The sequence below is a fragment of the Corallococcus sp. AB018 genome (assembly GCF_003986945.1).
In the GTDB taxonomy this organism is placed as follows: domain Bacteria; phylum Myxococcota; class Myxococcia; order Myxococcales; family Myxococcaceae; genus Corallococcus; species Corallococcus exiguus.
On the sequence record NZ_RAWR01000146.1, the window covers coordinates 17444 to 27753 of the forward strand.

General features: G+C 68.5%; 6 protein-coding genes. 4 read left to right on the top strand and 2 right to left on the bottom strand.

The window, feature by feature from the left end:
- Positions 1 to 170 precede the first annotated feature (170 nt).
- The 3 genes from D7Y11_RS27485 (at position 171) to D7Y11_RS27495 (ending at position 4622) form a co-directional block, all read left to right on the top strand.
- A complete protein-coding gene (locus D7Y11_RS27485) occupies positions 171 to 3056 on the top strand; it encodes a 2-oxoglutarate dehydrogenase E1 component (protein WP_126935182.1) in 2886 nt (961 codons plus the stop codon).
- A complete protein-coding gene (gene odhB, locus D7Y11_RS27490) occupies positions 3046 to 4254 on the top strand; it encodes a 2-oxoglutarate dehydrogenase complex dihydrolipoyllysine-residue succinyltransferase (protein WP_121753864.1) in 1209 nt (402 codons plus the stop codon). The genes D7Y11_RS27485 and odhB overlap by 11 nt, the downstream gene beginning before the upstream one ends.
- A gap of 164 nt (positions 4255 to 4418) precedes the next feature.
- A complete protein-coding gene (locus D7Y11_RS27495; RefSeq protein WP_014397260.1) occupies positions 4419 to 4622 on the top strand; it encodes a cold-shock protein in 204 nt (67 codons plus the stop codon).
- 107 nt (positions 4623 to 4729) lie between these two features.
- On the opposite strand, the gene D7Y11_RS27500 is transcribed toward D7Y11_RS27495, so the two are convergent.
- Positions 4730 to 6955 (bottom strand): S9 family peptidase, encoded by a 2226-nt coding sequence (locus D7Y11_RS27500; RefSeq protein ID WP_120577113.1) that lies wholly within the window; start codon positions 6953 to 6955, stop codon positions 4730 to 4732.
- A gap of 177 nt (positions 6956 to 7132) precedes the next feature.
- Complete coding sequence (locus D7Y11_RS27505) at positions 7133 to 9313, bottom strand: S9 family peptidase (protein WP_126935183.1); 2181 nt, start codon at positions 9311 to 9313, stop codon at positions 7133 to 7135.
- Positions 9314 to 9401: 88 nt separating this feature from the next.
- Here D7Y11_RS27505 and D7Y11_RS27510 point away from each other — a divergent pair, with 88 nt between their 5' ends.
- Positions 9402 to 10181: a UPF0489 family protein gene (locus D7Y11_RS27510; protein WP_120577115.1), complete on the top strand. Its 780-nt coding sequence runs from the start codon at positions 9402 to 9404 to the stop codon at positions 10179 to 10181.
- Positions 10182 to 10310: the final 129 nt, after the last annotated feature.

Genomic DNA, 10310 nt, shown 5'->3' on the forward strand with positions numbered 1-10310 from the left:
TTTGAGCTCATCCCAGCAGAGGGAATCCAGTGCTCGGTGAAGCTGCGCTCACGCGGGGCATGACTCCATCTGCTCCCTGGAGTGAAGCCGGGCAGCCGGCCATGACGCGGTTCAACAAACTGAGGCGAAAACCCCCCAACGCGTCCCCCATCCAGTAAAAGACCCCCGCCATGGCGAATTTCCAGGACAGTTTCCTCTCTGGTGGAAACATCGACTTCATCGAGGGGCTCTACTCGCGCTTCCTCGAGGATCCGGGCAGCGTGGACGCGAGCTGGCGCGAGGTGTTCGAGCGCAACAACGGCACGGGCCGCCCCATCTTCAACACGAAGTTGCTGGAGGCGCCGACACCCGCCGCACCGGAGGCCAAGGGCAAGGGTAAGGGCAAGGCGAACGACGCCGCCGTGCAGGCCGCCGCCGCGCCGCAGGCTCCGGCCGCTCCGGCGCAGGACATCGGGCTGCAGTCGAAGGTGGATCAGGCCATCACCGCCTTCCGCCTGCGCGGCCACCTGCGCGCGCACCTGGATCCGCTGGAGCGTCCGCGCCCGCAGCTGGGCCACGTGGCGGACGTGGCGCTGATGGATGAGAACCACTTCACGCCGAAGGAGATGGAGCAGGCGGTGGAGTGCAACGGCGTCTTCCCGCAGCAGCGCGTGCGCCTGGCGGAGCTCGTCACGCGCCTGCGCCGCACGTACTCCAGCTCCATCGGCGTGGAGTTCATGCAGATGCTCGACAGCGAGCGTCGCCGCTGGCTCATGAAGCGCATGGAGCACAGCGAGAACCGCACGCCGTTCACCGTGGACGAGCAGCGGCACATCCTCACCAAGCTGTCGTACGCGGAGGGCTTCGAGCACTTCCTGCACACGAAGTACGTGGGCGCCAAGCGCTTCAGCCTGGACGGCGGCGAGTCGCTCATCCCCATGCTGGACGCGCTGCTGGAAGTGGGCAGCGACATGGGCCTGAAGGAGCTGGTCATCGGCATGGCCCACCGCGGCCGCCTCAACGTGCTGACCAACATCCTGGGCAAGAAGCCGGATCAGATCTTCAGCGAGTTCGACGGCCCCAAGGACCCCAAGGCGTACCTGGGCCGCGGCGACGTGAAGTACCACATGGGTTTCTCGTCGGACCACGCCACGCGCTCGGGCAAGAACGTGCACCTGTCGCTGGCCTTCAACCCCAGCCACCTGGAGTGCGTGGGCCCCGTGGTGGAGGGCCGCGTGCGCGCCAAGCAGGACCGCGGCGGGGACACCGAGCGCACCGGCGTGGTGCCGCTGCTCATCCACGGCGACGCGGCCTTCATCGGACAGGGAATCACGTCGGAGACGCTGAACTTCTCCGGCCTCAAGGGCTACACCACGGGCGGCACGGTCCACATCGTCATCAACAACCAGGTGGGCTTCACCACCGACCCGTCGGACTCGCGCACCAGCATCTACTCCACCGCCATCGCGCAGATGCTGGACATCCCGGTGTTCCACGTGAACGGGGATGACCCGGAGGCGTGCGTCCACGCGGCGCGCCTGGCGGCCGAGTACCGCCAGACGTTCAAGAGCGACGTGGTCATCGACCTCATCTGCTACCGCCGCTACGGCCACAACGAAGGCGACGACCCGTCCTTCACCCAGCCGGCGATGTACGACCTCATCCGCAAGCACCCGCCGGTGCGCGCGCTGTACGCGAAGACGCTGGCGGAAGGTGGCCGCATCACCACGGAGGAGTCGGACGCGCTCAAGCAGCGATGCTTCCAGGACTTCGACGCGGCGCTCACCCGCGCCCGCCAGGAGAGCCAGTTCAAGGAGCCCAACGCGCTGGAGGGCCTGTGGAAGACCTACAAGGGCGGCCTCCTGAAGAACGCGCCCCAGGTGTCCACTGCGGTGGCCAAGCCCACCCTGCGTGACGCGCTCCAGAAGCTGGCCAGCGCGCCGGAGGGCTTCAACGTGCACCGCGACGTGGAGCGCACGGTGCTCAAGAAGCGCCAGGGCATGCTGGAGAGCGAGGAGCTCCAGTGGAGCGAGGGCGAGTCGCTGGCGTACGCGACCATCCTGGCGGAGGGCTACAGCATCCGCCTGTCCGGCCAGGACAGCGAGCGCGGCACCTTCAGCCACCGCCACGCGGTGCTGCACGACACGCAGACGGGCGAGGAGTTCACGCCCCTGCGCCAGTTCGCCTCCGGCAAGGCGACCTTCAACGTCTGGAACAGCCCGCTGTCGGAGATGGGCGTGCTGGGCTTCGACTACGGCTACAGCCTGGACGTGCCGGACGGCCTCACCCTGTGGGAGGCCCAGTTCGGTGACTTCGCCAACGGCGCGCAGATCATCATCGACCAGTTCATCGCCGCGGCGGAGAGCAAGTGGCGCCGGCTCTCCGGCATCACGCTGCTCTTGCCGCACGGCTACGAAGGCCAGGGACCGGAGCACTCCAGCGCGCGCCTGGAGCGCTTCCTGGACCTGTGCGCGGAGGACAACCTCCAGGTCTGCTACCCCACCACGCCCGCGCAGATCTTCCACCTGCTGCGCCGCCAGGTGCTGCGCCCGGTGCGCAAGCCGCTGGTCATCATGTCGCCCAAGAGCCTCCTGCGCCGTCCGGAGGCCACCAGCCGCATGGACGACCTGGCCACGGGCGCGTTCCAGGAAGTGATTCTGGACGCGAAGGCGGACGCCGCGAAGGTGAAGCGGCTGCTGCTGTGCAGCGGCAAGGTCTACTACGACCTGGCCAAGGCCCGGGACGAGCGCAAGGACGACTCCATCGCCATCGTGCGCGTGGAGCAGCTCTACCCGTTCCCGCAGGACGAGCTTTCGAACCTGGTGGCGAAGCTGCCGGCGCTCCAGGAGCTGTACTGGGTGCAGGAGGAGCCGCGCAACGCGGGTGGCTGGCACTTCATGTTCCCGCGCCTGCACGACCTCCTCTCCGGCCGTTCTCAGCAGCAGACGGTGAAGCTGGGCTACATCGGGCGCGCCGAGGCAGCCAGCCCCGCCACCGGTTTCACGAAGACGCACGATTACGAGCAGCAGCTCATCATCGAAGAAGCCATCCTCCGAGGACCCCAGAATGGCCGTTGAACTGAAAGTCCCTCCGCTCGGCGAATCCATCACCGAGGCTGTCGTCGGCAAGTGGAACAAGAAGCAGGGTGAGTCTGTCACCGCGGACGAACCGCTCGTCGTGCTGGAGACCGACAAGGTCACCATCGACGTGCCGGCTCCCGCCGCGGGCAGCGTCGCGTCCATCGCCTTCAAGGAGGGCGACAAGGTCCGCGTGGGCGACGTGCTGGGCACCATCGAGGCCGGTGCCGGCGCCGCCGCTTCTCCCGCCGTGGCCGCCGCCACGCCCGCGCCCGCCCAGGCCGCGGCGCCCGTGTCCACGCCCGCCGCTCCGGCCGGCAGCGACACGCGCATCACCCCCACCGCCAGGAAGATGGCGGAGGAGAACCGGGTGGACGTGGGCCAGCTGAAGGGCTCCGGCACCGGTGGCCGCATCATGAAGGAGGACGTGCAGGGTCAGCTGAACCGCCCGTCCGCGCCTCCGGCTCCCGCCGCGCCGTCCGGTCCCCGCCCCAACGCCGCGCGCGAGGAGCGCGTGCGCATGACGCCGCTGCGCAAGCGCGTCGCTGAACGCCTGCTCCAGGCGCAGTCCAACGCCGCCCTGCTCACCACCTTCAACGAGGTGGACATGGGCGAGGTGATGGCGCTCCGCAAGAAGTACAACGACAAGTTCCAGGCGAAGCACGGGGTGAAGCTCGGGTTCATGAGCTTCTTCATCCGCGCGTCCGTGGAGGCCCTCAAGGCGTTCCCGCAGATCAACGCGGAGATCGACGGCGAGGACGTCATCTTCAAGCACTACTACGACATCGGCGTGGCCGTGAGCGGCAGCCGTGGCCTGGTGGTGCCGGTGGTGCGTGACGCGGACAAGCTGTCGCTCGCGGACCTGGAGAAGACGGTCGGTGACTACGGCGGCCGTGCGCGCAACGACAAGCTCACGATGGCCGACCTCACGGGCGGCACGTTCACCATCACCAACGGCGGCATCTTCGGCTCCATGCTGTCCACGCCCATCCTGAACCCGCCGCAGACGGGCATCCTGGGCATGCACAACATCGTGGAGCGCCCCGTGGCCCGCGACGGCCAGGTGGTCATCCGGCCCATCATGTACATCGCCCTCACGTACGACCACCGCCTGGTGGACGGCCGGGAAGCAGTGCAGTTCCTGGTGCGCGTGAAGGAGTGCATCGAGGACCCCGAGCGCCTGCTGCTCGACATCTGACTTACTCCCCCGCACATGACGCCGCGGGGGCTCAAGTCGGGCAATCCCGGAGGGCCGGCTGGACTTCCAGTCGGCCCTTTCACTACAAATAGCTCTGTCTCCCCGGTCGTCGGGCAGAACGGGCGGCCTTCCCCACGGCTGCCCTGCAAACGCAAGGAAGCGCAATGGCAACTGGTACCGTGAAGTGGTTCAACGACGCGAAGGGCTTCGGCTTCATCACCCAGGACGGCGGGGGCGAGGACGTGTTCTGCCACCACACCGCCATCAACATGGATGGGTTCCGCACCCTGGCCGAGGGCCAGAAGGTGGAGTTCGAAGTCACCAAGGGCCCGAAGGGCCTGCAGGCGCAGAACGTCCGCGCGGCGTGAAGTGACGCGTCTCAGCCATTCCTCACGGACTGGTTGAAGCAACAGAGGCCCGGTCCCTTGAGGGAACCGGGCCTCTGCCTTTTCAGGGCATTGCGCCGCGCTCAGGCCTACTTCTTCAGGTTCTGCTCGAAGTGGGAGATGACGCGCTCGTACTGGCGCTCGGTGATGAGCGGATCCGGCACCATGTGCGTGAGGCCGGACAGGGGCAGCAGCTGGTGCGGCTTGCCCGCGCGGAAGAGCGCGTCCGACAGCTTCAGCGTGTGGAAGAAGTACACGTTGTCATCCGCGGTGCCGTGGATGAGCAGCAGCGCGCCAATGGGGCTGTCCTTCTTCGCGTACGTCAGCAGGCTGCTGACCTCGTAGGCCTGGGGCGTCTGTTCCGGCAGGCCCAGGTAGCGCTCGGTGTAGTGCGTGTCGTAGTCGCGCCAGTCCACCACCGGGGCGCCGGACACCGCGGCCTTGAAGAAGTCCGGGCGCTTCAGCGCGGCCAGCGCCGCCATGTAGCCGCCGAAGCTCCAGCCGGTGATGCCCACGCGGCTCAGGTCCATCTCCGGCACTTCCTTCGCCAGCGCCTGCACCGCCTCAATCTGATCATCCAGGGTGATGGTGGCGAAGTCGTTCTTCACCGCGCGGTTCCACTCGGAGGTGCGCAGCGGCGTGCCGCGGCCGTCCACCTTCACCACCAGGAAGCCGTGGTCCGCGAACCACTGGCTGAGCAGGTGCGCGGCCATGGACTGGTGCACCACGGTGACGGTGGGCCCCGCGTAGACCTCCACGATGACGGGCAGCTTCTGGCCGGGCTTGAAGTCGCGCGGCTTCACCAGCGAGGTCCAGAACTTCTTCGGGCCCACCTGGCGGATTTCGAAGTTCGGCGTGAAGGAAGGCTCCTGCGCCACCTCCGGCAGCTCGCCCAGCTTCGTGCCGTCGCCCTTGAGCACCACGGTGCGCGGCATGGCCTTGGGCCCTTGAGTGTTGAGGACGACCAAGCCTCCGTTCTTGGAGACGAGCCCGTTCTCCACGGCCGGGCCGGTGGTGCCCGTGGCCACCTGCTCCGGGGCGCCGCCGGACTTCACGCGCCACAGGTGGCTTTCGGTGGGGTTGGGGCCGCCAGTGAAGAAGAGCGTCTTGTCCGCCTGGACGAAGCGGGACAGGTTGCGGAAGCCCGCGTCCGGCTTCACCACGGAGCGGTCCAGCTCACCCGTCGCCTTGCGCAGCTCCACCTCCGGGCCGCCGTTGCGCTCGGTGTACCAGAGGAAGCCCGAGCCATCCTCCAGCCACAGCGGGAAGTCCTGGGCCAGCTCCACCCAGGCGTTGTCCTTCTCCGTGAGGAGGACGCGCGTCTTGCCCGTGGCGGGGTCCACCGCCAGCACCTGCTCCTCCGTCTGGAGGCGGTTCTGCACGACAATCGTGAGCGGCCCGCCCTTGTCCCACTTCACCGTGGCCAGGTACGGGTACTTCTGCGCATCCCACTGCGCCCACACCGTCTTGCCGCCGGTGACGGGGGTGACGCCCAGGCGCACCTTCGCGTTCGCCTTGCCGGGACGCGGGTACGGGAAGATCTCCCCGCCCTTCTCCGGGTGCATCACGTCCACGATGGTGAGCTTCTCCACGTCCGCCGTGTCGGACTCCGTGTACGCGATGGACTTCGCGTCCGGGCTCCACCAGTAGCCGGAGAAGCGGCTCATCTCCTCCTGCGCCACGAACTCCGCCAGGCCGTGCGTCTTCTGCGCGGTGCCGCCCTGCGTGACGCGCTTCTCTTGATTGGCCGCGATGTCCACCCGGTACACGTCGTGCTCACGGACGTACGCCACCTGCTTGCCGTCCGGCGACAAGCGAGGGTCGATGACGCCGGGGCCCGTCTTCAGCTCCGTGGACTTCCCCGTCGCGCGGTCCACCACGTAGAGCCGGCCGGAGAGGGGCACCAGCAGCTGGGTGCCGTCCTCTGAGAGGCTGTAGGAGGTGAAGCCCCGGGCGCTGACGCGCATGCGCTCGCGGCGGGCCTTCTCCTCGGGGGTCAGCGTCTCCTCGGTGCCCTTGAGCAGGGCCTCCGGCGTGAGCAGCTCACGCGCCTGGCCGCCGGCCACGTCGAACGCGTAGAGCATCTGCACGTTGGAGGTGGGGGACGTGCGCAGGAAGAGGACGGACTTCTCGTCCGGGGTGATGCGCGTACCCACCGGGCGGCCGCTCTGGAAGCGGCGCGTCTCGGCGTACTGGCGCAGGAAGGTGTCCGGCTGCTTTTGCGAAGGGGCCATGGCGGAGGGTTTGCGCTCCTGGGCGATGGAGGGAGCGCTGCTCATGAGGAGAAGCGCGGCGGCGGTAAGGACCTGACGCATGCGTAGCTGAATCCCCGCGCGGGGCGGGGCTCCTTTCGCGGGAAGGTGCGGGCAAGCCTACACTCCGGCCGCCGCGCGGCCCTCCCAACGTCCGGCCATGGAGAGGATTCCCACCGGAAGCGGACGACGCCCCGCGGCACCTGGACCTTTCGGACAGGTGCCGGGCGGGGCCTTCCGCTACTTCAGGTTCTGCTGGAAGTGGGTGATGACCCGTTCGTACTGGCGCTCCGTGACGAGCGGGTCCGCCATCATGTGCGTGAGGCCGGACAGGGGCAGCAGCTGGTGCGGCTTGCCCGCACGAAACAGCGCGTCCGACAGCTTCAGCGCGTGGAAGAAGTACACGTTGTCGTCCGCGGTGCCGTGAATCACCAGCAGCGCGCCGATGGGCCCTTCCTTCTTCGCGTACGTCAGCAGGCTGCTGACCTCATAGGCCTGGGGGCTTTCTTCCGGAAGGCCCAGGTAGCGTTCGGTCGCGTGCGTGTCGTAGTCGCGCCAGTCCGTCACCGGCGCGCCCGCGACGCCGGCCTTGAAGAAGTCCGGGCGCTTCATCACGGCCAGCGCCGCCATGTAGCCGCCGAAGCTCCAGCCGGTGATGCCCACGCGGCCCAGGTCCATCTCCGGCACCTCCTTCGCCAGGGCCTGCACGGCTTCAATCTGATCATCCAGGGTGACGGTGGCGAAGTCGTGCTTCACCGCGCGGTTCCATTCCGCGGTGCGCAGCGGGGTGCCGCGGCCGTCCACCCGCACCACGAGGAAGCCCTGATCCGCCATCCACTGGTCCATCAGGTGCAGGGCCATGGACTGGTGCACCACGGTGACGATGGCGCCGCCGTAGATGTCCACGATGACGGGCAGCTTCTGGCCAGGCTTGAAGTCGCGCGGCTTCACCAGCGAGGTCCAGAACTTCCGTGAGCCCACCTGGCGCACCTCGAAGTTCGGCGTGAAGGGAGGCTCCTGGGCGATGGAGGGCAGCTCGCCAGGCTTCGTGCCGTCGCCCTTGAGCACCACCATGCGCGGCATGCTCCTGGGGCCCTGGGTGTTGAGGACGGTCAGGCCACCGCTCTTGGAGACGAGCCCATACTCCACTGCGGGGCCGGGGGTGCCCGTGGCCACCCGCTCCGGAGCGCCGCCGGACTTCACGCGCCACAGGTGACTCTGCGTGGGGTTCGGGTCGCCGGTGAAGAAGAGCGTCCGGTCCGCCTGCACGAAGTGGGTGAGGCTCCGGAAGCCGGCGCCCGGCTTCACCACGGAGTGGGCCAGCTCACCGTTGGCCTTGCGCAGCTCCACCTCCGAAGCGCCGTTGCGGTCGGTGTACCAGAGGAAGCCCGAGCCATCCTCCATCCACAGCGGGAACTCCTGGTGCAGGTCGATCCACGCCGAATCCCGCTCCGTGAGGAGCACGCGCGTCCTGCCCGTGACGGGGTCCACCGACAGCACCTGCTCCTCCGTCTGGAGGCGGTTCTGCACGACGAGGGTGAGCGGCCCGCCCTTGTCCCACTTCACCGTGGCCAGGTAGGGATACTTCCGCGCGTCCCACTGCGCCCACACCGTCTTGCCGCCGGTGACGGGCGTGACGCCCAGGCGCACCTTCGCGTTCGCCTTGCCCGCGCGTGGATAGGGGAAGGAGGCACCGGGCTGCTCCGGGTGCATCACGTCCACGACGGTGAGCTTCTCCACGTCAGAGGTGTCGGACTCCGCGTAGGCAATGAACTTCGCGTCCGGGCTCCACCAGTAGCCGGAGAAGCGGCCCATCTCCTCCTGCGCCACGAACTCCGCCAGGCCGTGCGTCTTCTGCTCCGTGCCGCCCTGCGTGACGCGCTTCTCCTGGTTGGTGGCCAGGTCCACCCGGTACACGTCGTGCTCACGCACGTACGCCACCTGCCTGCCGTCCGGGGACAGGCGCGGGTCGATGACACCGGGGCCCGTCTTCAGCTCCGTGGGCTTCCCCGTCGCGCGGTCCACCACGTAGAGCCGGCCGGAGAGGGGCACCAGCAGCTGGGTGCCGTCCTCGGAGAGGCTGTAGGAGGTGAAACCCCGGGCGCTCACGCGCATGCGCTCGCGGCGCGCCTTCTCCTCGGGAGACAGCGTCTCCTCCGCGCCCTTGAGCAGGGCTTCGGGGGTGAGCAGTTCCCGCGTCTGCCCGCTGGCCACGTCGAACGCGTAGAGCATCCGCACGTTGGACGTGGGGGACGTGCGCAGGAAGAGGACGGACTTCTCGTCCGGGGTGATGCGCGCATTCACGGGCCTCCCGTTCATGAAGCGCCCTGTTTCAGCGTATTGGCGCAGGAAGGACGACGGATCCTGGGCCAGGACGGGCATCCCCAGGAGGAGCAGCGCGACGGTGACGAATGGACGCATGCGTGATTGAACCCCGAGGGACGGGGCTCCTTTCGCGGCAGGATGGACATCCTCTGAACGCCGGAGCCTGGAGGGGATTTCGTCCCGCATGAATTCGAAAAATGACGACGCCCTGCGCCACCTGCGCCTCGCGGGGGTGGTGCGGCTGGGCCTGGGCGGAGGCCGCGGTCCGACGGACGCCTATGTGTTCGACCCGCATCGGCTCGCGCTGCCCGCGTGGGCGTGTGCCCTGGGCGATGAGGGCCCCCCTGCCCTGCTCGTCACGCTGGACCGGCACCTGGACATCGTGGTGCCAGAGCGCCCCGCGGACATGCCGGACCGCTCCGCCGGCCTGCGCGCGCTGGATGAACACGCGCGGTGGAAGCTGGACGTGCGCAACTACGACCACATCCTCGCGGCGATGGAGGCGAACCTCGTGGGCGACGCGTTGATCATCGCGCGCACCCGGCCCCGGGGCTCGTTCGCCGGGGACACCTACGTGGACGCGCGCGGACGCTCGCACCGCATCGTGTCGGTGACGACCGTGGACCGAGCGGCGGAGGCATACCTGCGCCCCGGCCCCACGGACGCGGTGCGGGACGTGCTGGAGGCCGCGTCCACCGTGCTGCTGGACGTGGACCTGGACTGCTTCACCAGCTTGAGCGACGCGGACCCCACCACCGTGCTGCCGTGGCCGAAGGCCATCATCCGCGAGTTCCTCCTGCCGCTCGACTCGGAGCCCTTCTGGGACGCGGTGCTGGGCAAGGCGGTGGCGCTGACGCTCGCGCGCGAGCCCCACCACTGCGGCGGGCTGCTCGCGTCCGGCGAGCTGTTCCGCGACGTGGCGGAGGTCCTCTTCCGCGAGCTGCTGCGCGTCGAGCCTCCCTGAGGGCTCAGGGCGTGAGAAGAAATGAGCCTTCCGACTCGTCGAACCAGCCTTGCGCTATGGCGAGCAGGAGGTTGTGGGCGACGAGTGCGAGCAACCACGCGGCTTCGGCTCGCTTGCGACCTCGTACGT

What these genes read in the sequence shown, in the direction of transcription:
- D7Y11_RS27505 (WP_126935183.1), bottom strand. Translation starts at nt 9,313, where the DNA reads ATGCGTCCATTCGTCACCGTCGCGCTGCTCCTCCTGGGGATGCCCGTC.
- D7Y11_RS27485 (WP_126935182.1), top strand. Translation starts at nt 171, where the DNA reads ATGGCGAATTTCCAGGACAGTTTCCTCTCTGGTGGAAACATCGACTTC.
- D7Y11_RS27510 (WP_120577115.1), top strand. Translation starts at nt 9,402, where the DNA reads ATGAATTCGAAAAATGACGACGCCCTGCGCCACCTGCGCCTCGCGGGG.
- D7Y11_RS27500 (WP_120577113.1), bottom strand. Translation starts at nt 6,955, where the DNA reads ATGCGTCAGGTCCTTACCGCCGCCGCGCTTCTCCTCATGAGCAGCGCT.
- odhB (WP_121753864.1), top strand. Translation starts at nt 3,046, where the DNA reads ATGGCCGTTGAACTGAAAGTCCCTCCGCTCGGCGAATCCATCACCGAG.
- D7Y11_RS27495 (WP_014397260.1), top strand. Translation starts at nt 4,419, where the DNA reads ATGGCAACTGGTACCGTGAAGTGGTTCAACGACGCGAAGGGCTTCGGC.